The sequence below is a fragment of the Polynucleobacter sp. CS-Odin-A6 genome (assembly GCF_018882095.1).
GTDB lineage: Bacteria > Pseudomonadota > Gammaproteobacteria > Burkholderiales > Burkholderiaceae > Polynucleobacter.
The window spans coordinates 338,667-362,332 of sequence record NZ_JACVPD010000001.1; the positions used below are offsets into that span (position 1 = coordinate 338,667).

Genomic DNA, 23,666 nt, shown 5'->3' on the forward strand with positions numbered 1-23,666 from the left:
GCTGCATTAGAGCGCTGCATTAGAGCGCCGCATCAGATTTCTACTGGCCTACTAGGGTCAGCGCACCATTCACTCCAGCTACCTGCATAAAGACGTGAACCCTTTAGGCCAGCCAATTCCATGGCCAGTAAATTATGGCAAGCAGTCACTCCAGAGCCGCATTGATGAATGATTTCTGAAGCTTTAGTAGACCCTAAGAGGTCATGAAAATCTTTGAATAACTGTTCAGGCGTTTTAAATGATCTACCAGACAGATTTTGTCTAAAGCAGTAGTTCAATGCATCAGGTATGTGGCCGCCGACAGGATCTAAAGTTTCATTTTGACCATGAAAGCGATCATTTGCACGAGCATCGAGCACAACACTCTTCTTGGCCTGAAGATTTTCAACCACATCCTTTACCAGTACCAAGCCAACATAAGGCATTGCTGGTACTGCGGCGATCGTCGGCTCTGCTTGCCGAGGCAAAGTACCAATCGGACCGTTCCAAGCGTCTAGGCCCCCATCTAAGACTTGGACTTTGGCATGACCGGTTGCCTTCAGCATCCACCATAAGCGGCTCGCATAAACGGAGCCCTGAGCGTCATAGGCCACTACCAAGGTATTGGAGTCCATTCCTAAGCGCGATTTAGTCTGCGCCCAAGCTTCAGAGGTAGGTAGGGGGTGACGACCATTTTTACCGTTTACCTCGCCTGACAAGTCGACATCGAGGTCTACATAAATAGCGCCGGGAATATGACCTTCTAAATAGGATTTTTTGCCAATGTTTGGATCTACTAAATCAAAACGACAGTCGCAAAGCAACACATTCTCACCGCTGTTAATGATTTCTTCTAACTGGTTTGCAGTAATGAGGGGAGTCATAGTAGCTTCCTATTGAGGGCAAATAGAGTGTTACCGAATTATGCGCCTTGATACTGCATGGCACGGCGATACCATTCATGAAAATGTTGCATACCATCTTCCATAGGGCTTTGATAGGGACCTACTTCATTGTGGCCGCGAGCTAGTAGCGCAGCTCGTCCCGCATCCATGCGCTCTGCAATCTCGTCATCCTCGATACAGGTTTCCATATAAGCCGCCCGTTCTGCCTCGACAAACTCTCGCTCAAAGAGGGCGATTTCTTCTGGGTAATAAAACTCCACAATGTTGCGGGTCTTATTAGGGCCCATTGGATGTAAGGTGGAAACGCAGAGCACACCTGGATACCACTCCACCATCACATTGGGGTAGTAGGTCAGCCAAATGGCACCGTGGCGTGGTGTCTTGCCTTTATGGTGGCGCAGGACGGCTTCATGCCACTTTTGATAGACCGGCGAACCTGGCTTCTCAAGATTTTTATGAATGCCGACAGTTTGTACGCTATGCCAGTCACCAAATTCCCAGTGCAAGTTTTCGCAAGAAACAAACTTGCCTAGTCCCGGATGAAAAGGCACTACGTGATAGTCCTCTAGATAGACCTCAATAAAAGTCTTCCAGTTGTAATTACATTCGTGGACTTCAACGTGATCGAGAACATAGCCCTCAAACTGAAGATCATCAGCCACGCCAAGTTTGGCCAGATCTTTGCGAACGTCACGCGGACCTTCAAATAAGAGTCCTTGCCAATTCTGCAAAGGAGATTTGCCAAGGTTTAGGCAGGGCTTATCTTCAAAATGGGGTGCACCCAATAATTCGCCATTTAAGTCATAGGTCCAACGATGTAGGGGGCAAACAATATTGTTCGTTTTGCCAGAGCCATTGAGCATGAGTGCTTGGCGGTGGCGACAGACATTGGATAGCAGTTCAACGCCTTGCTCGTTACGAACTAGTAAACGACCTTCGTTTTCTGAGGTCAGCGTTTGATAGGAGCCAATCTCTGGAACCATGAGTTCGTGCCCTACATAGCTCGGGCCCTGCTTAAAAAGCAGTTCAATTTCGCGTTGATAGAGCTCAACGTCAAAATAGGCCGAAACCGGCAGTTGTAAGTTGGACGGCGCAAATTGCTGCGCGGTAGCCAGATTAGTCATTCTCCCCACCCCCGAAAACGTCAGCCGAAGCTAAGCGGAATAACCAATCCAACCATCGACGGATCGATATTGGAAAGGAAGGAGGCGATTATACCCATTCGACCCCCATCTCGCATTAATATGTAGGGCTATACCTGTAAGAAATTTGAAGGAAATAAGTCTATGCCAGCTAAAAAGTCTGAGGGTCAGAAACCCGATATTGAGGTTCAAATCGATCCCAACTTGCGTTATGAGCAGGCCGTAAAGGAGTTGGAAAAGCTCATTTCCGATATGGAATCAGGCAAATTCTCCTTAGAAGAGACACTTTTGGCCTACCAACGAGGTGCAGCGCTCTTGAAGCATTGTCAGGGCATGCTGGCTCAGGTTGAGCAGCAAGTCCGCGTTTTCGAGACTTAAGCCAAACTGAGATTCTGCTGATATGAATAGCAAAGGTTCATTTGAGAATTGGGTAACTAGCCATGGTCAACGGACCGAATTGGCTTTGGAGCGGCTACTGGATGGCGCCAACACCCATCCTGCCCGCTTGCATGAGGCAATGCGTTATGCGGCGCAAGGGGGTGGAAAACGGATACGCCCTTTATTGGTTTATGCCGCTGGCGAATTAGGTGATGACTCTAGTACAGAAATTCAAGGCGCTTTAGATGCCGCTGCCGTTGCGATTGAATGTATTCATGCGTATTCCTTGGTGCACGATGACTTGCCGTGTATGGATGACGATGACTTACGTCGTGGGCGACCTACGGTACATAAGGCATTTGATGAAGCGACCGCCCTCTTGGTCGGTGATGCCTTGCAAACACGCGCATTTGAGATTCTGGCCAATGCGCCCTGTGATGCACAGAGTTGCCTAGCCATGATTAGTCTATTAGCGAGCGCCTCAGGCTCACGGGGTATGGCTGGCGGACAGGCGATTGATTTAGAGAGTGTTGGTAAAAAGTTAGACCTTGCCGGCTTAAAGCAAATGCATGCCATGAAAACAGGTGCTTTACTTTCTTGCTCCGTTGAGTTGGGTGGTATCGCCGCCAAGCTCAACTCGACGCAAATCCAGCATCTCGCAAATTACTCCGCAGCTTTGGGCCTGGCCTTCCAAATTGTGGATGATGTTTTAGATGCCACTGCAGATAGCCAGACCTTAGGTAAAACCGCAGGGAAAGATGCTGCTAACGATAAGCCAACCTATGTCACCTTGATGGGTTTAGACTACGCCAAGAAGGCAGCAAAAGATTTGCAAGAAACAGCAATAGCTAGCCTAGAGAGTTTTGGTGCTAAAGCCCAGGCCCTAAAAGATTTGGCTCTGTTAGTGGTGAATAGAGGCAAATAAGATTACTGAAGATTTGATGACTTTACTTTCGATTCACTCCCCTGCAGACTTAAAAAAACTCTCGCGCGAGCAGCTTCCCGCGCTGGCAGATGAGCTACGTCAATTCATATTGGATTCGGTTTCTAAAACGGGTGGGCACCTCTCATCGAATTTGGGAACGGTTGAGTTATCGATTGCACTGCACTATGTATTTGATACGCCGCAAGATCGAATCGTATGGGATGTAGGCCATCAAAGCTACCCGCACAAAATTCTGACTGGCCGTCGCGAGCGGATGAATACCCTTCGCCAGTTCAATGGCCTTTCTGGTTTTCCACGGCGTGCCGAAAGTGAATACGATGCCTTTGGTACAGGGCATTCTTCAACCAGTATTTCTGCAGCGTTGGGGATGGCACGTGCCTTTCAAACTAAAGGTGAAAAGCAAGTCGCTGTTGCGGTGATTGGCGATAGCGCCATGACTGGCGGCATGGCATTCGAAGCGATGAACAATGCGGGTGTGTATGACGATTTGCCGTTGGTTGTCATTCTGAATGACAACGATATGTCGATCTCTCCAGCAGTAGGCGCCCTTAATCGACACCTTGCTAGATTATTGAGTGGCAACATTTACTCCAAGACAAAGAAGGGGATTGATAGCGTCCTCTCTATTGCTCCGCCATTGCGTGAGTTTGCTAAACGCCTAGAAGATCATGCCAAAGGTATGGTCTCACCCTCCACGATTTTTGAAGAGTTTGGATTTAATTATTTTGGTCCAATTGATGGACATGATTTGGATACCTTGATTCCAATGCTGCAAAACGTCCGTCGCTTAGCGTTAAATGGTGGTGGTCCTCAGTTCCTGCATGTGGTGACTCGCAAAGGTCAGGGCTACGAATTAGCCGAAGCTGATCCCGTCCTGTATCACGGTCCTAGTAAGTTCAATCCAGAGGAAGGTGTTAAGAAGTCTACGGCCCCTTCGCCGAAAACCTTCACCCAAGTATTTGGTGAGTGGTTGTGCGATATGGCTGAAGCCGATCCTTTATTAATTGGTATTACGCCAGCCATGCGTGAAGGCTCTGGTCTTGTTGAGTTTGAAAAGCGTTTCCCTGAGCGTTATTACGATGTGGGAATTGCTGAACAGCACGCAGTGACATTTGCTGCTGGCATGGCATGCGAAGGGTTGAAGCCAGTAGTGGCGATCTATTCCACTTTCTTACAGCGCGCCTACGATCAACTCATTCATGATGTGGCTATTCAGGATCTGCCCGTCTTGTTTGCATTAGACCGAGCTGGCTTAGTCGGTGCAGATGGTGCAACTCATGCAGGCGCATATGACATCCCCTTCTTGCGCTGCATTCCGAATATGTTGGTGTTGACACCTGCTGACGAAGCAGAGTGTCGTGATTTGTTAACGACCGCGTTTCATCAGCCTCACCCCAGTGCAGTGCGCTATCCGCGTGGTGCTGGTGTTGGCACTATCCCCTCGAAAGAATTACGTACCATTCCATTAGGTAAGGGTGAGTTACGCCGCCAATCCAATGCGCTAGCTGGTCAGCGTCTAGCAATCTTAGCTTTTGGAACTTTGTTGTATTCCGCTCTTGAAGTTGCAGAGCAGCTGGATGCCTCAGTTGCCAATATGCGTTTTGTAAAACCATTAGATACTGAACTCCTCAAATCCTTGGCGCAAGATCACGATTATTTTGTGACGATTGAGGATGGCGCCATTTTGGGTGGAGCAGGAAGCGCCTGCTTAGAAGCGCTCTCCGCCATGGGTATCAATAAACCCCTCCTGCAATTAGGTCTTCCAGATCAGTTCGTGGAGCATGGCGATTACAAACTCTTAATGGGTCAATGTGGCCTTGATGTGGCTGGGATTGCTCGGTCGATTACTGCTCGTTTTCCAGGGCTCAATTCTGCTAAGTCAGAGTTAAATACTGAGCAAATAGGCAAATAAGTCATTTTTGTCTGAAAATAGAGTCATGAACGATATCAACACCACCTTTCTTAAACCGCAAGTCATGCCGGATATTCAGTCCTTGCATGATGAGCGTGCGTTGCCAATTGAGCAAGTGGGTATTCGAGGCTTACGTCATCCACTCATGATCCGTACCAAAACCGGTGAGATGCCAGCCGTAGGTAATTTTGAAATGGATGTTGCTTTGCCTGCACAGGTGAAGGGCACGCATATGTCGCGCTTCATCGCCCTATTGCAAAAGCACAATGGTCCAATTGATAGCGCTGCCGTGGTGACCATGGTGCGCGAGATGTTGCCTCTACTCAATGCGACTGAAGGCCGGATTCAATTTACTTATACACACTTTGTCAAAAAAGCGGCGCCAGTTTCTGGTGTTGAAAGTTTGATGGATTACGAAGTGACTTGGATGGCGAAGGCCAAACAAAATACAGCAGGCTCAATTGAGGTTGAGCTCAATCTTCGTGCTGTAGTTCCAGTCATGAGTTTGTGCCCTTGCTCAAAAGAGATCTCTGAGTATGGCGCACACAATCAACGTTCCCATGTCACGATGTCAGTAGAGCTGGATTCAAATACCAAGATGACAGTAGAAGATTTAGTATCAATCGCTGAGAGCCAGGCATCGAGTGAGTTGTGGGGTTTGCTCAAGCGTCCCGATGAGAAGTGGGTGACTGAGCGCGCTTACGACAATCCAAAATTTGTTGAAGACTTAGTGCGCGATGTGGCCGGGCAGCTAGAGAGTGATCAACGCATTCTGTCTATCGTTGTTGAAGCCGAGAACTTTGAGTCGATTCACAACCACAGCGCTTACGCCAAAATTAGTTTGGCCAAGTAAATTCTCACTGTTAATCGACTGTGTTGAGCGATTGTTTTAAGCGACTGTGTTAAGCGAGATTGTTACTTTCCAAATCCCAACGGGGTTTGACATCAAAAGCCCCCGAAGCGGTTGAGCCATTGTTGTCCGCCAATAGGCGTAATGCGCCAGCAAAAGCAATCATCACACCATTGTCGGTGCATAAATCTACTGGTGGATAGTGCACTTCAAAGCGATTCTTTTTAGCACTGGCATTGAGGGCTGCGCGTAATTGCAGATTTGCACCCACACCACCGGCAAGCACCAGATGTTTACAGGCAGTTTGCTTGAGCGCTTTTTCTGACTTACTTACCAATACCGCCACTAAGGAATCCACAAAGCTACGCGCTAAATCCGCCTGAAATGTGGCAATCTCAGAAATATCCGTAATACCCAGCGCGTCAAATTTTTTCACCTGGTTCAAAACGGCTGTTTTAAGTCCAGAGAAAGAGAAGTCCAAGTCTCCCGAATGGAGCATCGGTTTGGGTAAATCAAATCGCCCAGACTGACCTTTTTCTGCCAATTTTGAGATTGCAGCACCACCCGGGTAATCCAAGCCAAGTAATTTAGCCGTTTTATCAAAGGCTTCTCCAGCCGCATCATCTAGAGTTTCGCCTAAAAGTTGGTACTTACCAACATCGCTTACCAGCATCAACTGGGTATGTCCGCCCGAGACTAGGAGCGCAATAAAAGGAAATTCTGGTGCTGATGCCCCTAACAGCGGGGAAAGCAGATGACCTTCAAGGTGATGCACCCCAATCGAGGGTAAATTGAGGCCTTGGGCGAGGGATTTGGCAAAGGCGCTGCCCACTAATAGGGCGCCAGCTAAACCAGGACCTTGGGTAAAGGCCACGGCATCGATATCCTGTAATTCGAGCCGAGCCTCTTGCAAAGCCTCATCTAAGAGGGGTAGAACCCGCCGAATATGGTCTCTAGAGGCTAGCTCTGGGACTACGCCCCCATAATCCCGGTGCATGGCGATTTGGGAGTGCAGGGCCTGCCCCAGAATGCCCTGATGGGCTGGGGCCTGGTTTTCCCAGGGGGCGGTGTTGTATAAAGCCACCCCGGTCTCGTCACAAGAAGTTTCTATGCCTAAAACAATCATTTTTTGCTTGGTCGTGCTAGAATCGCACTTCAGTTAATTTATCGATATTTTTCGAGCATATACGAGTTAAATAAGTATGACTACAGTCCGCCTCCGTGAGAACGAACCTTTTGAAGTGGCATTGCGCCGTTTCAAGCGCACCATTGAAAAAAATGGTCTTTTGACCGACTTGCGTGCCCGCGAGTTTTACGAGAAGCCAACGGCTGAGCGTAAGCGTAAGAAGGCAGCCGCTGCTAAACGCCATTACAAGCGTATTCGTAGCCAGATGTTGCCTAAAAAGCTGTATTAATCGAATTTAAAAGCTCTCCTCACCGAGAGGCTTTGAAACCCGCTGACGGTGAAACGCAGCGGGTTTTTGCTTTTTAAGTCATTCACAAAAAGCCAATACACTAAAGATTGAATGCGCATTAAACCTATTAGGAGTGAATTTCATGAGCCTTAAAGATCAAATTACTGAAGATATGAAAAACGCTATGCGTGCAAAAGAAGTCGCACGCTTAGGTACCATCCGTCTTTTGCTGGCAGCAATCAAGCAGCGCGAAGTAGATGAGCGCATTGTGCTCGATGATGCCGCTGTGATTGCGACAGTAGAGAAAATGATCAAGCAGCGCAAAGATTCGATCTCCCAGTTTGAAAAAGCTAGTCGTGATGATTTGGTGGCGATTGAAGCTGCTGAGATGGTCATTTTGCAAGCCTATTTACCAGCGCAGTTATCTGATGCTGAAGTGCAGGCAGCAGTAGCCGCCGCATTAGTATCAACTGGCGCTGCTGGTCCACAAGATATGGGCAAAGTCATTGGTGTTCTCAAAGGCCAATTGGCTGGTAAAGCAGACATGGGCAAAGTATCGGGTTTAGTCAAAGCCGCGCTTGCTCAATAAAAACTCAATAACACTAAGCTAAGCCGCATCCATTACCGATGGCTCTCATCCCTCAATCGTTCATTGCCGATCTATTAAATCGGGTTGACATCGTGGATGTGGTTGGGCAGCACGTGAAGTTAAAAAAAGCGGGTGCCAACTTTCAAGGCTTGTGCCCTTTTCATTCAGAAAAATCCCCTTCATTTTCAGTATCCCCAACGAAGCAGTTCTACCACTGCTTTGGTTGTGGGGCGCATGGCTCGGCGATTAGTTTTCTTATGGAGTATTCCGGTTTAGGTTATGTCGATGCGATTGAGGATTTAGCGCGCTCTGCGGGTTTAGATGTGCCGCGAGAAGAGCGCACTGCGAATGATATCGCGCGCCAACAGCAAACCATGGCATTGAGTGAAGTGATGAGCGCAGCAGCTGATTGGTATCGCCAGCAGCTCAAAGTAGCACCCCGTGCGGTGGAATACCTTAAGGGTCGCGGTCTTACTGGTGAGATCGCCAAGCGCTATGCCTTGGGTTACGCGCCTGATGGCTGGCAAGGACTAGAAGCCGTCTTTGGCACGTATGCTAATGATGAAGTGGCAAAAATCTTATTAGAGGGCGGCTTACTCATTCAAAGCGAACAAGGTGACGGTAAGCAAACTGCTCGTCGTTACGATCGTTTTCGTGATCGCATTATGTTTCCGATTCGTAGTCCTAAAGGCCAGACCATTGGCTTTGGTGGACGCATCTTGGATCAAGGTGAGCCTAAGTATTTAAATTCTCCTGAGACGCCACTGTTTTCCAAGGGTAATACGTTGTATGGATTATTCGAAGCCAGACAAGCCATTCGCTCTCAAGAATATGTCCTCGTGTGTGAAGGGTATATGGATGTTGTGGCGCTTGCCCAATTGGGATTCCCCAATGCAGTAGCGACATTAGGCACCGCATGTACCGCAAATCATGTACGGATGTTATTACGTCAAACGGATCGTGTCGTATTTTCATTTGATGGGGACTCTGCAGGACAGCGCGCAGCTCAACGGGCACTAGAGGCCTGCTTACCCTTGATGTCAGACGACAAAGAGATTCGTTTCTTATTCTTACCGACTGAGCATGACCCAGATAGTTATGTTCGCGCCTATGGTGCAGCGGCTTTTGAGAAAGTGATTAAAGAGGCCATGTCGATCTCTAGCTTTTTCTTTAAGATCGCCAGCCAAGATCATGAGTTGACTACTCCTGAGGGCAGAGCACAGACTCATCATGCCGCTAAACCTCTATTGCTCTCAATGCCACCGATTGCTCTACGAACACAAATTTTGCGTGAGTTAGCGATTCGGACAAATTCTACGCCTGCTGAATTAGAGTCCTTTTGTGGTTTAACGGTGGCACCTGCTCCAGTGCAGCAGGGCTCTTATGGGGCTAATCAGCGCGCACCCAACTTTGTACAGGCCAATAATGGCAATCGAACTCAGGGCGCGCCTTGGCAAGCATCTAAAGGTTCAGCAAAGAGAGTGGCAACACAAAATATTGCCCCTCCTCAAGCGCCAACGGATTTGGCCGAACAGATGTTGCGCGTCTTAATTCAGTTTCCCCATTTAGGCAAAGCGTTAGATGACAACAAGAGAGCACTTGCTCTCCAAGCTTCCGAGTTGCGATCCCCCAAAGCGTTAGAGTTAATGAAGGATTTGCTTGCCCAGTGTGATTTAGTGGAATTGATTCCTGGTGAGAGCGGTAAGCCGCCTGCAGTTGGTGCTGGGGCTTTTGCCCTCTTTCAAGAGCAGTTATCCCGCAGTGAGTTAGCCCCACTCTATGAAGTACTGAGAAAGCGGGTAATGGGCTCTGATTTAGAGATTGAAGGGGCCATTGCGGATTTGGAGGGCGCCTTCAAAAAACTAGAGCTGACCCACCTTAAAACAGAGATGACAGCAATTGCTCAAAAGATCGCTAGTAGTGATGCCACCGAGCAAGATCGAGCCCGCTATCGCGAGCTGGGCGAAAGATTGAAATTTACATAAGCATTTTCTGATTTAGCCCTAGAAAAACCCGAAATTTGCCCCATCTTTAGAGTGTAGGCGGGTGTAAAAAAGTCGTAATCGACTATAATCCTCTATTCCCAGAAAAAACCGATTTAATTCAGCCACTTGCGCATTATTTTGAAGATATTTGGGGCAAGTGGACAAGGTGGCTGTATTTAATCAGTCGAGATCAATCATCAGTAATGTAATGAAGTGCTAATAAATGCCAAATACGAAGAAAAAACCAGCTAAACCCGTTGCCAAGGCTCCTGCAAAAGCAGCTAAACCTGTTGCGAAAGGAAAGGCTCCCGCTAAACCGGCAGTGAAAGCAAAAGTACCTGCCAAAACAGTAAAGACTTCGGCTAAACCAGCTGCAAAAGCGAAGGCCCCCGCTAAGCCCGCAGTAAAAGCAAAAGCAAAGGCGCCTGCGAAACCAGCTGCAAAAGCAAAAGCACCCGTCAAAACAGTAAAGACTCCAGCTAAACCTGCTGCAAAAGCGAAGACCCCCGCTAAGCCAGCAACCAAAGCAAAGGCGCCAGTAAAGCCAGTTGCTAAGACTTCTGCTAAACCAGCAGCGAAGACTCCTGCTAAAGCAGCTAAGCCAGCAACTAAGGTGGCAACTAAGACTGTCGCTAAGCCAGGAGTAAAGATTGAGGCAACTCAAAAAGGGAAAGCTGCTGCAGAAAAGGAAGCAAAAGATACGAAAGAAACTAAGGGCAAAAAAACTAAGGCAGTAGAAGTTGAGGGTGTAGTAACAGAAGAAGTGAAAAAGGGCCGTAAGCCAAAAGTAGATGCTCCTGTTGACGGCGCTGAGCCCGTTTTGACGGATCGTCAAAAAGCGCGCGAGCGTAAGGCAAAAGAAAAAGCACTTTTAAAAGAATTTGCAGCACAACAGTTGGGCTCTGAAGAGCAGCAAGAATTACGTCGTACCCGTCTGAAGACATTGATCAAGATGGGTAAATCCAAGGGTTACTTAACCCATGGCGAAATGAATGACGTGATGTCGGATGAGTTGTCTGATGCTGATGCCTTAGAGACGCTGATTAGCCTCTTAAACGACATTAACATTACTGTTTACGAGCAAGCTCCTGATGCTGAAACACTCTTGCTTAATGAAAATGCTTCAGCAGCTACTACAGAAGAAGAGGCTGAAGAAGAAGCAGAAGCAGCACTTTCTACAGTGGATTCAGAATTTGGTCGTACAACCGATCCAGTGCGAATGTACATGCGCGAGATGGGTACCGTTGACCTTTTGACCCGTGAGGGCGAGATCGTCATTGCCAAGAAGATTGAAGCTGGCCTTAAAGATATGGTGATGGCTTTGGCTGCCTGCCCCGTTACGATCAGTGAAATTCTGGGGAACGTAGAAAAGATTGTTAGCGGCGAGATGGAGATTGATCAGTTTGTTGATGGATTGGTCGATCCTAACGCTGAAGATATTAAGCTGGGACCTGAAGAGCCAGAAGTGGACCCAGAAGCCGCAGTAGAAGAAGGTGGCGAAGAAGGTGAAGATGAAGGTGGAGGTAGTGGTGCAGCTACTGCTAACGCAAAACAGTTAGAAGAGCTCAAACAGATTTCTTTAGAGAAGTTTGCGATTGTTCGTACTCAAGCTGACAAGATGCGCCGTGCCTTCGATAAAGAAGGTTATAACTGCCCAGCGTATATCAAGGCGCAAGAAGCGATTCGTGGTGAGCTGCTCGGTTTCCGCTTGACCGCAAAGAGTGTGGAGAAGCTGTGTGACACCATGCGCTCACAAGTTGATCAAGTTTGGAAGCTAGAGCGCGGTATCGTGAGCTTGTTAGTCGATAAGGTTGGGGTGAACCGTGGTGAAGTGCTTAAAGACTTCCCGAAGATGTCGATGAACTTAGAGTGGGTAAATAAGTTACTCAAAGAAAACAAGCCGTATACAGCTCTCTTGCAACGTAACGTTCCGGCGATTCAAGAACTTCAGCAGAAGTTGATTGATATTCAAACTCGCGTTGTATTGCCACTTCCAGAGTTAAAAGAAGTGAACAAGCAAATGACCGCAGGCGAGAAGCGCGCTCGTGAAGCAAAGCGTGAAATGACCGTTGCTAACTTACGCTTGGTTATCTCGATTGCTAAGAAATATACCAATCGTGGTTTGCAGTTCTTGGATTTGATCCAAGAAGGCAATATTGGTTTAATGAAGGCGGTAGATAAGTTTGAGTATCGTCGTGGTTATAAGTTCTCTACTTACGCAACCTGGTGGATTCGTCAGGCAATTACCCGTTCGATTGCTGACCAAGCACGTACGATCCGTATTCCAGTTCATATGATTGAGACGATCAATAAGATGAACCGGATTAGCCGTCAAATCTTGCAAGAAACTGGTCATGAGCCCGATGCTGCAACCTTGGCACTTAAGATGGAAATTCCTGAGGACAAGATTCGCAAGATTATGAAGATTGCCAAAGAGCCAATCTCAATGGAAACACCTATCGGTGATGATGCCGACTCGAACTTGGGTGACTTCATTGAAGATAGCAATACCTTGGCTCCAGCAGAGGCAGCATTACATGACTCTATGCGCGATGTAGTGAAAGATGTGCTGGACTCATTAACGCCACGCGAAGCAAAAGTCCTTCGTATGCGCTTCGGTGTGGAGATGAGTACAGACCACACTCTCGAAGAGGTTGGTAAACAGTTTGATGTCACTCGTGAGCGTATTCGTCAGATCGAAGCTAAAGCGCTACGAAAAATGCGTCATCCAAGTCGTAGCGACAAACTCAAGACCTTCCTCGAGGAAGACTGATCCAAAGACTAACGGGCCCATAGCTCAGTTGGTTAGAGCAGAGGACTCATAAGAAAGAAGCCCTAGGGGTCTTGTAACAAAGACCTCAATGATTTCAAGAGCTTAGCGGTGAAATAGGTGGTCAAAATTGCTTACACACCGCTTACACACCGGAGTAAAAACCGAGGTGTGTAGTAAATGCGGTTTTAGTGTGGTTTTGCAGTAAAAACACCAGCAGTAAGGTGTGTAGTAAATGTAAAGTTTTAGGGCCCATAGCTCAGTTGGTTAGAGCAGAGGACTCATAGCGAAAGTTGTGCCTTATGCGTGGAAACTGCATAAGGGATGGTGTCAAATTCGGAGAAAGCTAAAGGCAGCCAAAAGCTGCACAAGTTAACGCCGAGCGAAGCTTAGTAGAAATACTTTGAACGTGTAGAGACTAGACGGCACCCATCTAAGTTGAGCAATCAATATGATGAAGGCATAGTCCAGGGAGTAGTGAAAGCTACACAAACCGGAATCCTTTGGTCCCAGGTTCAAGTCCTGGTGGGCCCACCAGAAAAGCAAACCCTCATCAGCAATGGTGGGGGTTTTGCCTTTTGAGCGTTACTTAAAGTAACGCTTATGGATTCACTGGTCTGGTATATATTCAAAATCATGCAGAAAAGATCCAAGCTTCCTAATGGCCACTGGAATAACCTTGAGAATTGCAAAGCCGAGGCTATTAAATATGTCACCCGAACAGAGTGGCAAAAAAGTTCGCCTTTAAGCTATCGCTGGGCTACTAAAAATAAATGGCTTGAGGAATGTACGGCTCATATGTCATTGGTTCGAATGCCTGATGGCTATTGGACGCTAGATCGTTGCCAGAAAGAGGCGAGGAAATATAAGACAAAAGTTCAATGGAGGATGGAGCATAGAGCATCCTTTTCTAAGGCCAATAAACAAAAGTGGTTGACTCAATGTTGCGAGCATATGGAATCAAGCGGTATGTGGTTTGGTCCAGCTTCTATTCTAGAAACATTACTTTCACATGATGTAAGTTACGAGATGGAGTATCGCTTTAAAGATGGCCTAGAGATCTCTCGTAGACCGTTTGATTTTTATTTGCCAGATTACAACTTAGTGATTGAATTTCATGGAGAGCAGCATTTAATTGGTTGGGGGAGAAAAGATTCAGATGCTAAAGATATTCAAGTACGAGATTTATTTAAAAAGACATGGGCTAAAGACCATGACATTAATTACTTAGAAATAAAGCAATGGGAAATCAAGTCAAAAGAAGAAATCTTTGAGAAAGTGATTAAAGAGCTTAAATCGATTGCAAAAAAGAATAACCTTGCCATTGTCCTAATTAAAAGGGACTTAACAAAATCCGAACTACTGAAAGTTAAAAATAGACTCAAGTGGACAAAAGAAACATGTATTTCAGAGGCAAAGAAATACTCGACTATCAAGGAATGGCAGATAGGTAGTGCTGGTAGCTATCAAGCAGCCTTCAAAAAGAAATGGCTTGAGGAGTGCTCAAGCCATATGGATCGACAGCTCCATAAAAAGAATCACTGGACATTAGCTGCGTGTATTAAAGACGCTCAGCAATACAAGACGAAGTCTGAATGGCAGCAGGCAACGAGAAGTGGTTATTCAATAGCTGCTAAGAATAAGTGGATTGAGAAATGCGCAGCCCATATGGAGCCTGATGGCCGAAAAACTGTAGGGCAAAGATTATGGACAAAAGAAAAATGTATAGAGCTGGCTAAGACTTGTAATTCTCGTGCCGAATTTAAAAAGGCTTCTGGGTCGGCGTATTTAAGGGCAAGAGTAAAAGGCTGGTTGGATGAGTGCTGTGCTCATATGTAGAGTAGCTAATCGCTGTAATAAGCGTTACTTAAAGTAACGCTCCGTGCCCCCATAGGTCTCCATTAAACACCATAATTAGCCACACTTTCTTTTGGCTAAATTGACCTGAATAATTAAGCCAACTTGGTTGCTCTAGCTGGTGGTCAGAAGCTAAAGTATGTGTATGGCAACTAAAAAAGAAAGTACACATCAACTCATACACCGTAACCTAACCCTCTATCAACGCGAGCATAGTGCCGTATGGCAATGCCGCTATAAGGTGGATAACAAGTGGATACGAGCTACTACAAAAGAGATTCAGCTTGATTTAGCAGTGAATAAAGCAAAAGAGCTATTAGTAGAGGCTGAAATACGCAAGCGTTCTGGCATCCCAGTGGTAACCAAACGCTTTAAAGATATTGCCATGTTGGCAATTGATCGCATGGAGCGAGACTTAAAGGGTGGTTTAGGTAAGTCAATCTACAAGGACTATATTCGCATTATTAATGAGCATTTCATCCCCAGTCTTGGGCAGCGTCTTATTACCAATATTGACTACGATGCCCTACAGCAGTACTACGACGATCGTGAGGCTAGATATGGCTTGGCACTATCTAACAGCAATCGTAAAACCCAAAACGCTGCATTTAATAGAGTGTTTGATGAAGCTATTGTTCGGGGTTACTTAACCGAGAGTAATCGTCCCAAGTTGGATGGCAAGACCAAAGAGAGTGTTCGTCGCCCAGCATTTGAATTGCATGAATTGCGAGCGTTACTTAAGCTACTGGGCCCATACATAGAATCCGGCAGAACCAAGGACGTGTGTGAACGCAGGGAGATTCTACGGGACTATGTAGAAATGCTGGTCGATACCGGAGCAAGACCAGGCATTGAACTCTTAGATATGAAATGGAAGCAAATCCGCTTCATGATGAACCCTATTAGTACGGTCACAGATCAATTGGACGAAGACGGGGAAGTCATTGAAGTGCATAGCCTTAACCGCAGTTGCGAGATGACGGTCAAAGGCAAAACAGGGCAAAGACAGATTATTGGGCGATTACCTAGCGTCAGAGTTTTAGAGCGGATTGCCTTGCGGAACTATGGGGTAGCTAGCTCAATTAAAGATCCTTTGGCGGAGCTGATTAAGCCTACTAATGACGATTACATCTTTAGAACCAAAGAAGGTAGGGATTTAAGTGACGTCTTAAACCATATGTTTGATGGCTTCTTAGCAGACCATGGTTTGCTTATTGACCCCAAAACTAATCAAAAGCGGGTGTTCTACAGTCTACGTCATACCTATGCCACGTTAGCACTTACTCACGATATGGTACCTATTCATACGCTAGCTAAACAGATGGGTACTAGTGTCTTAATGATTGAGCGGCACTATAGTCATTTACAGGTAATACAGGCAATTGAGCAATTACGTGGGGCTACGACTAGAAAGTTGATTGAGGCGGATAACAAGGCTGCGGACAACTATCCCAGTAAGAAGCTGGCTCAAAAACAGCAATTGGCTGCTTAGAATGATTAAAGTGGACTTTTTATAAAGGTTCCCAAAAGGAACTTATAGTACTATAATGGAACCACCTTACGGAGAGCCATCATGTCCATTAACGTGAAATTGTCAGAAAACCTAGTTGAGCAAGCCAGAGTGTTTGGGAGCATTGAGCATCGCTCAGTACCCAAGCAGATTGAGTATTGGTCGCAAATTGGCAAGATTGCCCAAGAAAATCCAGACTTGCCATTTTCTTTGATTCGTGAAATCTTGGTTGCAGATCAAGAACCAGTCATTGGTGAATACGTTTTTAGTTAATGCGCTTACTGATTACGGCCAGTTTTGCAAAGGCCACTAAAAAACTGCACGCCCCACAAAAAGTAGAGCTAGATGCTGCGCTCAAACTGATTGCCAAAGATCCCATCATTGGTGAGGCAAAAGTAGGAGATTTACTGGGAGTGTATGTTTATAAATTTAAACTTTCCCAGCAGCAGTGTCTATTGGCTTATCGAATTATGGATCAAGAAAGTATTAAGCTTTTAACGTTTGGTCCGCATGAAAATTTCTATCGAGATTTAAAGCGTCAAGGTGAGTAGTCCTTAGCTCCCCAAAGCCTTCCGCAAATAAGGATCAATATCTCCTTGAGTCAGTAGCCACTGTTTGTAGTCGCTGGGAACATCCGCTAACAATAAGCCCTTATGTTTACCAAATGGCATGGTGGTTGGGGTTCTAGCTTTCTCGGATTCCCCATACAATTCTTCAACGGTTTTAACGCCTAGCTGCTGGCAAATGTGATCTAGGATTACAGCGCAAATACCCACATCTGCGATAGCTGAGTGTGCATTACGTAATTGCTCGCGTGCTGTAGCTCGCTCTAAGTAATACATCAGTGCGCTTTGATTGTGGCTATCTAAATCAGGCCAAAGCTTGCGTGCTAGAGCTAGCGTACAGATACGTTTGACTTCGGGCTTGCCAATCACTTCCCAGTCAAAGTCCACGTTGTGCCCAATGATGTAGTCCACGTGCCCGGGCAAGGTAAAGTCGGCTGCCGGTGGGCAATCAACCAATTCCTCATCCATGATGTGATGGGTTACTAGTGCACCTAGGGTAATAGGTTTGCCAGGGTTATAACGCTGCACAAAAGGGTTAGTAACTTTATAGGGCTCAATGGACTCAAGCTCAACCCAAGCAGCTTCTATTAATACGGGTTCTTTAATGCCTGTAGCTTCGGTATCGAAAATAATGGTTTTGGACATGGGAAATTAGGGTTGGTAGTTATGGGTAATTATGAGCGTTACTTAAAGTAACGCTTAGAAAGTATCAGTATTGCGGCTCGCATAGTGCGCTTGTCTGATGAATTAATAAATCAATTACTAGTAAATAGGCGGGCTTTTGAGTCAATAGAGCGGTTTGGTCTGTTTTGACCATTCAATTTCTCGCTGTGCATCAGGCCCATTAACTGGGCTTAGTACAGACGTTGGTAAAGGTTTCAGACTCGCTGGCATTGGCGTTGATTTATTAATGGGTTTTTTATATGGCTGCTGAACTAGGGCTGGAGTTTTTGTCGGCTTACTTTGAATGGGTTTTGGTGTGGCAAGCTTGGGGTGAGCTTTGGGTAACGGAGGTGTTTGAATTACTTGAGGCCTTTTTTGCGGTTTTGGGATCTTTGGCTTAGGAGCCTTAGTTGCAGCTCTATTGTGTCTAGCCTGCTGCTCAATAGCTGACCAACTGTTATCAAAAATAGTTCTGAGTAATGTTAACTGCTCTTGGGGGTTGGTAATTTCATAAACTCGCACGATATTCTCCTATTCATATATTTATCAATCGCTAGATTTATTGAAATTGTTTTTTGTATAAGCAGTAATTTCTGCAATAGCTAGATCAAGTTCACCATCGAGTACCGCAATCTTCAATGTCTTTAGAGCCTGTACTAAAGCTTCCTTATTGGCGCAGACAATGGCATTACTACCATCGTTTGATAGAGGTAGTACCTTTGAGCCATACTTAACGGATAGGTGAATAAGCCCATCTGAAGCAGTCCAGTGCCATTCTTTAATACGTTTAACCGCTTCCACAGTCATACGTTCACCAGTTTGTTTGTTGATGTAGGTGCGTAGTTTTTTTGGGGCATAAAGTTGCCCATTTATTTTGGCTTCACACAGCTCTAATTGCTCATGGATTTTGGCCACTAACTTATTGCGTTTATGAACAATGGGGCTAGCCTTCAAAGTCTTCTTGCTGCAAACCAGTTTTAGACTGCTAAGCGCTGTCATATCTTTCTCCTGTAGTTTTGTATAGCTATTACAGTAATTTCAGAGATTAGAAATTCCTACCGAAAAAGGCCATAAAACAGGCCGTATAAGCCATTGAAATCCATGAAGAAATAAAAAATTAACTAGTAATCATTGGTATTACTAAATATCTTTATGCAAAGTTATCGAACAATTAAAGATATCAAGCTAAGAGATGCTTGGCTCAAAACTAATGGGTATAGCCCTAATACATTTTTTAATCCAGATTTAAAGGCTGAGTACATAAGGGCGAAGGCAGCTAGTAAGCAGTTATTAAGTGATTGCGTTGATCTATTAACGCCAGAGCAAATTGAATTAGTGCAGGCATTTAATAGTAAGGCTACACAAAAACGCTTGTATCAGGTGCTTAATTTATACAAGAAGATACGCAGGCAATTACATAGGCAGAGTTAAACGTAGTGAGGTTAGCCCACCTAAAATGGCAAAAACGCGGGTTGTAATACGTCGGCTAATGAGCCCGCACTTGGCATAACTGCTCTAAAGGTTATGCGCTACAAGTAGGCCGCAGAATTCCCTAGAAGTTAGGGTTTGGAGTTTTAATACATCAGTCTCCAATAAATTCTTTTAGAGTCGTGTTACTGGGGAACTCGTCAGACCAATCTACACGAAGCGGCGGCTATAGTACTTTTCTAGTGCTATAGCCGTCGTTTGACTAAAGAATCTATCAACCAATCATTAGTAACGTTTCAAGAGAAAATGTGTGAGCGAGAGCGAAACACAGGCGAATGTAATTCGCCTTAATGTCATCCGTTATGGTGGACAGAGCATTGAAGGTATGTTTGGTCCATACTTCCACCATCCGTATCTAGCTCCAAATCTTCATAAAATACTTTTGAGTACAGAGGAGTTCCACCGTTTAGATCCCAAAATTCAAACTTTAACTTTAATGGATCGAAATGTGCCGTCTCAATTTCTGTCTCTATGTAGGTGCCAGATCTAAAGTCTTCCCAGTAGATATAAAAACCTTCTTCAGCCGCTGTGAATGGGACGTATAACTCACCACTATCATCGGTATTGATATCTTCAGAGTCTTCATGCAAGGCATATAAATCACTAAATGTCCCACTGAATATAGTGGTACCTTTTGGATCAGTGACTAATATATGGAAATCATCTTCATAAATACCTGTCACAGAACCAACATCACCATATTGGCTATAGTGCTCAGAGAATTGAGCTTCTGCTGGAACTTCTAAAAGATCTTCATCCAAAGACTCTTGTAGGGCATCTGCCAAGTATTGCTGGTTACTTTCATCAGACCAAAAATCATATTGCTCTTCAGAAATTGAGCCGCAGCCAAAGTCTCCACCACTGCCTGTAATAGTAATTTTGTATTTCACGGTTTTACCTTTAAATCAATTATTAATAGCTCTTGAATGATTCTATCTTTAATAGGAATTTAGCGCTAAGGCCTACCTATTTCGCCTTTTTGAGTTGAAATTTTTTGAAAAATTAGCTAAATATAAAACTACAGGAAATCCAGCTTTCCTGTAGTTTTAGTTGTAAGCCATTGAAATCGAAGAAATTCACAAGACCGTTGTATTTTCACGGCCTCGGTTGCCCATTCCATACATCAGAAAATATGCTTATAGCTAAGTAAATATTACTTTTAGGAGCTAGCTATATGGCACAAGCAAAGACATTTAAAACTGAAGAATTAGAGCAGGTACTTGATTACGTAAAACTATCTAAACATGCCCAGCGTAATAGGGCGATATTGCTACTAACGCATTGGGCTGGACTTAGAGTGGGTGAAGTTGCTGCGCTACGCATGTGCGACGTTTTAGACGCCAATTTGACGGTGAAAAGCGAGATTCGTTTAAGTGCAGAGCAAACCAAGGGTGGTTATGCTCGTACCGTATTTGTGAATGAAAAGCTTAGAGCTGAATTACAGTGCTATGCAGATACCTTAAAAAACAGAGATCCCCAGTGGGCATTCTTTCCTACTCAGAAGTTTCCACGTCGAGGCTTTACGGCCAATACACTCACTCAGCATATGAATGGCATCTACAGGCAATGCCAAATAGAGGGGGCTACCAGTCACAGTGGACGTAGAAGCTTTATCACTAACTTGGCTAGCAAAGGGATTGGTGTGAGAGTACTTATGAGCTTGGCAGGTCATAAGAATATCAGCACTACACAAGCTTATATTGATGTGAACGATGATATGAAGCGAAGAGCTGTAGAGCTAATCTAATGCTTTTCTACGTTTGGGGGCTTGACTACCTGAGGGTCTTCCAGATTCTCGTTCATAAGGGGTCAGTATTGCCTCTTTAAATGGGCGGTTGTTTGGAAAGCGTCCACGGGCAGCATTCTCAGCAACTAAGGCAGCATTTTTGATGAGTCTACTAGCTGCAATGCTCATAATCTCTTTATTTTCGGAATACTTGTAGGCATTTTTAGAATCTAATAACTTTTGATTGAATGTTTTGCTAGGCACTAGATTAAGTTCATTACCAATCTGCCATAAAGGCATCTTTTTACTATAAAAGCTCAAGGCATCTAAACCCAGTCGTAAGTTTCTTTCCCTCAGCTTAATTTTTTCTAATTGATACTTTGGTTTGAGGGTCTTAGGTGTTGATTTGATAAAGTCAAACTCCTCGGCAATCTTTTTAAATTGCTTAACCGCATCTGATACTGTCATACTCAGCGGGAAATCCACTACCAAAGAATCATATGCGGATTTATTAACAACTAATTCATTATGGTCGTCATTGAGTAAGCCAATCCCCTTAGCTTTAGGTGCCGGTGCTTTAATTCCGTATAGGTGCATGCCAGTCTCACGCCACCAGGAAACTTCACGCATTTTGTAAAGAGGTCCAAAGTCCTGAATGATCTTAGCAACTAGTTTGTAGTCTTTAGGCAATGGATAAGGACTCTTTTGTCCCAACAAATCTCGTTCTACTGCCTGATAGCTTGGGCTAGCTATGAAGTAGTGATAGATCAAATCGTAGCGCCAATCAGGAGCTACAAATACTCCCTTTTCATCAAACTCTGCGCCATATTCAATTAGCGCTTTACTGGTTATAGAGCGTTTTTTCATACTTTAAATATTAACAATTATTTAAAAATAAAGATAGTAATAATAATACTTGTTAATAAAACATATCCTACTTACATAGCAATTTCGCTATGTTAATTGGGAGATTTAAATGAAAAACAACTATGTAAAAACATGTAGCTGCTGCGGTACGCAATTTAGCAGATTTAACACGCCCTTAATTAATGTTTCGTATAAGGAGGAGTTAGAGGGGTTAATGGAAGAGCAAATTAAAGAATTTGATATGAAGGGAAATTTTGAGTTGTTATGCACAGATAAAAATGTGACTGCTTTTTATTATGAGTATGCAAATGCTGCTGAGGAAATGTATAGCAACGATTTATGTGACAGCTTATATGACATTGCATGTGATTTTTATGAAGGACGATTGACTGAAATAGATGATTACGCTTTTGAAGATTAATTTATCAAAAAAAAGTAAAGCTAGCTACACGTTGTGTAGCTAGCATAAATCTTGAAAAGGAAACTAAAAATGAATATAGAAGTGATTGATGTAACTATGACATCTACTAGCCCGATAGTAATAACTAAAACCTTAATTGGCCAGGCTGATGATCTAGCTCGTGAACATGAAGAATTTAACGATAGATTTATCATCTCAGGTCGCAAAGCCCTATATGAGCTGCTTGGAAAAATCTATGCTTTAGCTGAGCAGTTAGATGGCTCCATTGATAAAGAAGACCAAGTTACCATCTTAAGAAAGGTTTTATCCGAAAAGTACGGTATCCGTACGCAGGAAAACACCTCAGATACTACTGTTCTTGTGCGCTATATAACTCAAGCAGACCGTAAGACTGCCCATGTGTATTCCCGGGCAATTGAGACAGCTCGCCTGAATAAAGTTGATAGCTCTAAATTTGCTGGGTATGTCGAGCAGGCGGGCGGGGTAGAACGTATACGTTCAGATAATGTCGCTCCAGGACTGACGAATCAAGAGGTGGAGGCTATTGAGACTGAGAGAGAGTTAAGGCTCGAGTTAGCACGTAAGTACTTAACTGCGCGTACTGAGCTTCCACTTTCCAGTTTTAACTTGGGCAAGAGATATTCGCAAGCACCAAAGACTAATACTTATAAGCAATTCATTGGCTATGAGCGAAAAGGAAGATATTACGTCCTTGCTCAGCAAGATGTTAATGATGTACAAGAGTTAAAGTTGGTTGAGCAGATTGCAACAGGACTTGACGCCAATATTAAGCATGCCGAAAAAAACATCAATGCTTTTTATTCAAAAGCAATGCTTAAGCGCAAGCAAAGAACTATTAAGGAGATTTCTAAGAGGCATCCTGAGCTAGCAATGCGACTTCGCAAAGTTGTTGATTAAGAGTTTGCGCAGATAATCGTTCATAACCAGAGAGCCTAAACAGTACCTAAACGTCACAAAAAGAAGGCTTTTGAGATAAATGTGTGATTTGGTCATCTGAGCGTTACTTTAAGTAACGCTGGGGGTGCTCGAAAGTGTGCAAGCGATTACTGCACAGTTTGCCGATTGGCAAGACTAGATATATCAATTCAAGCTTATAAATTCATTTTTTAATAAGTGGAAACTTCTCTAAGGTTTTATTGAAAAAATAAACTGCTACGAGCAATATAAGAACATCAATTGCAATTGGATCAAAAGCTAAGGTATAGTCTCTCAATCTCTCGCTAATAATCATAATAGGCAACATTATTGCGGGAGGGTGTAAGCATTCGAGCACCAGCATGAGAAAGAAGCTAATTACAAAGGCGGCAATCATTAACCATTGGGCATAGTCAAATACATATACAAATGCAAAACCAATAAGCGAACATAGAAGATAAGACTGAAAAATTACGCTAGCAGAAGTCATTTTCTTGCTTGGCATTGTAAATATCATTAATGCGCTGGCGATGAATGGCGCAAGCAGTAGCAAATTTTCTTTATCTAAGAGATGGTTAACCAATGATAGGATGCAGATAGTAGCGGTCGTGCCTATGGTAATGATGAATTGCTGCGTAAGAGAAAATTCGGAGGGGGGTGGCTTGAGTGCCTCATAAAGCTTATGGCACCAGATTTTTAATTTATTCATTAATCTATCGAGTAATTATTTAATAGTAGATAGCCACTAATTTAAACGATTT

At 44.5% G+C, this 23,666-nt stretch carries 24 protein-coding genes and 1 pseudogene; 17 read left to right on the top strand and 8 right to left on the bottom strand.

From position 1 onward, the window contains the following. Window positions 1-32: 32 nt before the first annotated feature. The gene (locus tag ICN15_RS01685) at window positions 33-863 is read right to left on the bottom strand and encodes a sulfurtransferase (protein ID WP_216200797.1); all 831 of its coding nucleotides are present in this window, start codon (window positions 861-863) and stop codon (window positions 33-35) included. A 38-nt stretch (window positions 864-901) separates the two neighbouring features. Further along, window positions 902-2,008 carry an aromatic ring-hydroxylating dioxygenase subunit alpha gene (locus ICN15_RS01690; protein ID WP_216200798.1) on the bottom strand — a complete coding sequence of 369 codons (1,107 nt, stop codon included), beginning with the start codon at window positions 2,006-2,008 and terminating at the stop codon, window positions 902-904. A 162-nt stretch (window positions 2,009-2,170) separates the two neighbouring features. On the opposite strand from ICN15_RS01690, the gene xseB reads away from it, so the two are divergent. The 4 genes from xseB to folE2 are packed head-to-tail and all read left to right on the top strand — an operon-like array spanning window position 2,171 to window position 6,115. Continuing rightward, entirely contained in the window at window positions 2,171-2,404 is a 234-nt protein-coding gene (xseB, locus tag ICN15_RS01695; RefSeq protein ID WP_216200800.1) for an exodeoxyribonuclease VII small subunit, read from the top strand. 22 nt (window positions 2,405-2,426) lie between these two features. Further along, window positions 2,427-3,329, top strand: a complete 903-nt coding sequence (locus ICN15_RS01700) for a polyprenyl synthetase family protein (protein ID WP_216200803.1) — start codon at window positions 2,427-2,429, stop codon at window positions 3,327-3,329. A 16-nt stretch (window positions 3,330-3,345) separates the two neighbouring features. Then, window positions 3,346-5,262 carry a 1-deoxy-D-xylulose-5-phosphate synthase gene (gene dxs, locus ICN15_RS01705; protein WP_216200805.1) on the top strand — a complete coding sequence of 639 codons (1,917 nt, stop codon included), beginning with the start codon at window positions 3,346-3,348 and terminating at the stop codon, window positions 5,260-5,262. Window positions 5,263-5,287: 25 nt separating this feature from the next. Continuing rightward, window positions 5,288-6,115, top strand: coding sequence for a GTP cyclohydrolase FolE2 (folE2, locus tag ICN15_RS01710; RefSeq protein ID WP_216200807.1), 828 nt, complete (start codon window positions 5,288-5,290; stop codon window positions 6,113-6,115). A 49-nt stretch (window positions 6,116-6,164) separates the two neighbouring features. Here folE2 and tsaD read toward each other — a convergent pair whose 3' ends face one another. Further along, complete coding sequence (gene tsaD, locus ICN15_RS01715; protein ID WP_216200809.1) at window positions 6,165-7,238, bottom strand: tRNA (adenosine(37)-N6)-threonylcarbamoyltransferase complex transferase subunit TsaD; 1,074 nt, start codon at window positions 7,236-7,238, stop codon at window positions 6,165-6,167. A 76-nt stretch (window positions 7,239-7,314) separates the two neighbouring features. On the opposite strand from tsaD, the gene rpsU reads away from it, so the two are divergent. The 8 genes from rpsU to ICN15_RS01755 all read left to right on the top strand — a co-directional run bounded on the left by rpsU (window position 7,315) and on the right by ICN15_RS01755 (window position 16,789). Continuing rightward, window positions 7,315-7,527, top strand: a complete 213-nt coding sequence (rpsU, locus tag ICN15_RS01720) for a 30S ribosomal protein S21 (RefSeq protein ID WP_011903537.1) — start codon at window positions 7,315-7,317, stop codon at window positions 7,525-7,527. 142 nt (window positions 7,528-7,669) lie between these two features. Continuing rightward, entirely contained in the window at window positions 7,670-8,116 is a 447-nt protein-coding gene (locus ICN15_RS01725; RefSeq protein ID WP_216200811.1) for a GatB/YqeY domain-containing protein, read from the top strand. Window positions 8,117-8,154: 38 nt separating this feature from the next. Next, entirely contained in the window at window positions 8,155-10,101 is a 1,947-nt protein-coding gene (gene dnaG, locus ICN15_RS01730) for a DNA primase (protein ID WP_216200813.1), read from the top strand. 223 nt (window positions 10,102-10,324) lie between these two features. Further along, window positions 10,325-12,874: an RNA polymerase sigma factor RpoD gene (rpoD, locus tag ICN15_RS01735; protein WP_216862768.1), complete on the top strand. Its 2,550-nt coding sequence runs from the start codon at window positions 10,325-10,327 to the stop codon at window positions 12,872-12,874. 633 nt (window positions 12,875-13,507) lie between these two features. Next, window positions 13,508-14,710, top strand: coding sequence for a hypothetical protein (locus tag ICN15_RS01740; RefSeq protein ID WP_216200814.1), 1,203 nt, complete (start codon window positions 13,508-13,510; stop codon window positions 14,708-14,710). 163 nt (window positions 14,711-14,873) lie between these two features. After that, entirely contained in the window at window positions 14,874-16,220 is a 1,347-nt protein-coding gene (locus ICN15_RS01745) for a hypothetical protein (RefSeq protein WP_216200816.1), read from the top strand. An 81-nt stretch (window positions 16,221-16,301) separates the two neighbouring features. Then, window positions 16,302-16,511, top strand: a complete 210-nt coding sequence (locus ICN15_RS01750; RefSeq protein ID WP_215295640.1) for a ParD-like family protein — start codon at window positions 16,302-16,304, stop codon at window positions 16,509-16,511. Continuing rightward, window positions 16,511-16,789: a type II toxin-antitoxin system RelE/ParE family toxin gene (locus tag ICN15_RS01755; RefSeq protein WP_216200820.1), complete on the top strand. Its 279-nt coding sequence runs from the start codon at window positions 16,511-16,513 to the stop codon at window positions 16,787-16,789. The genes ICN15_RS01750 and ICN15_RS01755 overlap by 1 nt, the downstream gene beginning before the upstream one ends. A gap of 3 nt (window positions 16,790-16,792) precedes the next feature. Here ICN15_RS01755 and ICN15_RS01760 read toward each other — a convergent pair whose 3' ends face one another. After that, a complete protein-coding gene (locus ICN15_RS01760) occupies window positions 16,793-17,449 on the bottom strand; it encodes a putative quorum-sensing-regulated virulence factor (RefSeq protein WP_216200822.1) in 657 nt (218 codons plus the stop codon). Window positions 17,450-17,727: 278 nt separating this feature from the next. On the opposite strand from ICN15_RS01760, the gene ICN15_RS01765 reads away from it, so the two are divergent. Next, window positions 17,728-17,868: a hypothetical protein gene (locus ICN15_RS01765; RefSeq protein WP_216200824.1), complete on the top strand. Its 141-nt coding sequence runs from the start codon at window positions 17,728-17,730 to the stop codon at window positions 17,866-17,868. Between the two features lie 145 nt (window positions 17,869-18,013). On the opposite strand, the pseudogene ICN15_RS01770 reads toward ICN15_RS01765, so the two are convergent. Beyond that, window positions 18,014-18,484: pseudogene (locus tag ICN15_RS01770) on the bottom strand (DUF6641 family protein); the annotation flags it as partial. A 135-nt stretch (window positions 18,485-18,619) separates the two neighbouring features. Here ICN15_RS01770 and ICN15_RS01775 point away from each other — a divergent pair. Beyond that, on the top strand, window positions 18,620-18,898 hold the full coding sequence (locus ICN15_RS01775) for a hypothetical protein (RefSeq protein ID WP_216200828.1): 279 nt from the start codon (window positions 18,620-18,622) through the stop codon (window positions 18,896-18,898). 350 nt (window positions 18,899-19,248) lie between these two features. Here ICN15_RS01775 and ICN15_RS01780 read toward each other — a convergent pair whose 3' ends face one another. Then, entirely contained in the window at window positions 19,249-19,845 is a 597-nt protein-coding gene (locus ICN15_RS01780; RefSeq protein WP_216200830.1) for a hypothetical protein, read from the bottom strand. Window positions 19,846-20,129: 284 nt separating this feature from the next. Between ICN15_RS01780 and ICN15_RS01785 the strand changes: the two genes are divergently transcribed. Further along, the gene (locus ICN15_RS01785; protein ID WP_216200832.1) at window positions 20,130-20,702 is read left to right on the top strand and encodes a site-specific integrase; all 573 of its coding nucleotides are present in this window, start codon (window positions 20,130-20,132) and stop codon (window positions 20,700-20,702) included. Here the strand turns inward: ICN15_RS01785 and ICN15_RS01790 are convergent. Continuing rightward, complete coding sequence (locus ICN15_RS01790; RefSeq protein ID WP_216200833.1) at window positions 20,694-21,548, bottom strand: hypothetical protein; 855 nt, start codon at window positions 21,546-21,548, stop codon at window positions 20,694-20,696. The genes ICN15_RS01785 and ICN15_RS01790 overlap by 9 nt on opposite strands. A 109-nt stretch (window positions 21,549-21,657) precedes the next feature. On the opposite strand from ICN15_RS01790, the gene ICN15_RS01795 reads away from it, so the two are divergent. Continuing rightward, window positions 21,658-21,969 carry a hypothetical protein gene (locus ICN15_RS01795; protein ID WP_216200834.1) on the top strand — a complete coding sequence of 104 codons (312 nt, stop codon included), beginning with the start codon at window positions 21,658-21,660 and terminating at the stop codon, window positions 21,967-21,969. A 69-nt stretch (window positions 21,970-22,038) separates the two neighbouring features. Continuing rightward, window positions 22,039-22,887, top strand: coding sequence for a hypothetical protein (locus ICN15_RS01800; protein ID WP_216200836.1), 849 nt, complete (start codon window positions 22,039-22,041; stop codon window positions 22,885-22,887). A 202-nt stretch (window positions 22,888-23,089) separates the two neighbouring features. Here the strand turns inward: ICN15_RS01800 and ICN15_RS01805 are convergent, their stop codons facing one another. Continuing rightward, window positions 23,090-23,614 carry an HPP family protein gene (locus tag ICN15_RS01805; protein WP_216200838.1) on the bottom strand — a complete coding sequence of 175 codons (525 nt, stop codon included), beginning with the start codon at window positions 23,612-23,614 and terminating at the stop codon, window positions 23,090-23,092. Between the last annotated feature and the right edge of the window lie 52 nt (window positions 23,615-23,666).

Bases quoted from the DNA above. Each gene is read 5' to 3' on its own strand.
- ICN15_RS01685 (WP_216200797.1), bottom strand. From the start codon at position 863: ATGACTCCCCTCATTACTGCAAACCAGTTAGAAGAAATCATTAACAGC.
- ICN15_RS01690 (WP_216200798.1), bottom strand. From the start codon at position 2,008: ATGACTAATCTGGCTACCGCGCAGCAATTTGCGCCGTCCAACTTACAA.
- xseB (WP_216200800.1), top strand. From the start codon at position 2,171: ATGCCAGCTAAAAAGTCTGAGGGTCAGAAACCCGATATTGAGGTTCAA.
- ICN15_RS01700 (WP_216200803.1), top strand. From the start codon at position 2,427: ATGAATAGCAAAGGTTCATTTGAGAATTGGGTAACTAGCCATGGTCAA.
- dxs (WP_216200805.1), top strand. From the start codon at position 3,346: ATGACTTTACTTTCGATTCACTCCCCTGCAGACTTAAAAAAACTCTCG.
- folE2 (WP_216200807.1), top strand. From the start codon at position 5,288: ATGAACGATATCAACACCACCTTTCTTAAACCGCAAGTCATGCCGGAT.
- tsaD (WP_216200809.1), bottom strand. From the start codon at position 7,238: ATGATTGTTTTAGGCATAGAAACTTCTTGTGACGAGACCGGGGTGGCT.
- rpsU (WP_011903537.1), top strand. From the start codon at position 7,315: ATGACTACAGTCCGCCTCCGTGAGAACGAACCTTTTGAAGTGGCATTG.
- ICN15_RS01725 (WP_216200811.1), top strand. From the start codon at position 7,670: ATGAGCCTTAAAGATCAAATTACTGAAGATATGAAAAACGCTATGCGT.
- dnaG (WP_216200813.1), top strand. From the start codon at position 8,155: ATGGCTCTCATCCCTCAATCGTTCATTGCCGATCTATTAAATCGGGTT.
- rpoD (WP_216862768.1), top strand. From the start codon at position 10,325: ATGCCAAATACGAAGAAAAAACCAGCTAAACCCGTTGCCAAGGCTCCT.
- ICN15_RS01740 (WP_216200814.1), top strand. From the start codon at position 13,508: ATGCAGAAAAGATCCAAGCTTCCTAATGGCCACTGGAATAACCTTGAG.
- ICN15_RS01745 (WP_216200816.1), top strand. From the start codon at position 14,874: ATGGCAACTAAAAAAGAAAGTACACATCAACTCATACACCGTAACCTA.
- ICN15_RS01750 (WP_215295640.1), top strand. From the start codon at position 16,302: ATGTCCATTAACGTGAAATTGTCAGAAAACCTAGTTGAGCAAGCCAGA.
- ICN15_RS01755 (WP_216200820.1), top strand. From the start codon at position 16,511: ATGCGCTTACTGATTACGGCCAGTTTTGCAAAGGCCACTAAAAAACTG.
- ICN15_RS01760 (WP_216200822.1), bottom strand. From the start codon at position 17,449: ATGTCCAAAACCATTATTTTCGATACCGAAGCTACAGGCATTAAAGAA.
- ICN15_RS01765 (WP_216200824.1), top strand. From the start codon at position 17,728: ATGGCTGCTGAACTAGGGCTGGAGTTTTTGTCGGCTTACTTTGAATGG.
- ICN15_RS01775 (WP_216200828.1), top strand. From the start codon at position 18,620: ATGCAAAGTTATCGAACAATTAAAGATATCAAGCTAAGAGATGCTTGG.
- ICN15_RS01785 (WP_216200832.1), top strand. From the start codon at position 20,130: ATGGCACAAGCAAAGACATTTAAAACTGAAGAATTAGAGCAGGTACTT.
- ICN15_RS01790 (WP_216200833.1), bottom strand. From the start codon at position 21,548: ATGAAAAAACGCTCTATAACCAGTAAAGCGCTAATTGAATATGGCGCA.
- ICN15_RS01795 (WP_216200834.1), top strand. From the start codon at position 21,658: ATGAAAAACAACTATGTAAAAACATGTAGCTGCTGCGGTACGCAATTT.
- ICN15_RS01800 (WP_216200836.1), top strand. From the start codon at position 22,039: ATGAATATAGAAGTGATTGATGTAACTATGACATCTACTAGCCCGATA.
- ICN15_RS01805 (WP_216200838.1), bottom strand. From the start codon at position 23,614: ATGAATAAATTAAAAATCTGGTGCCATAAGCTTTATGAGGCACTCAAG.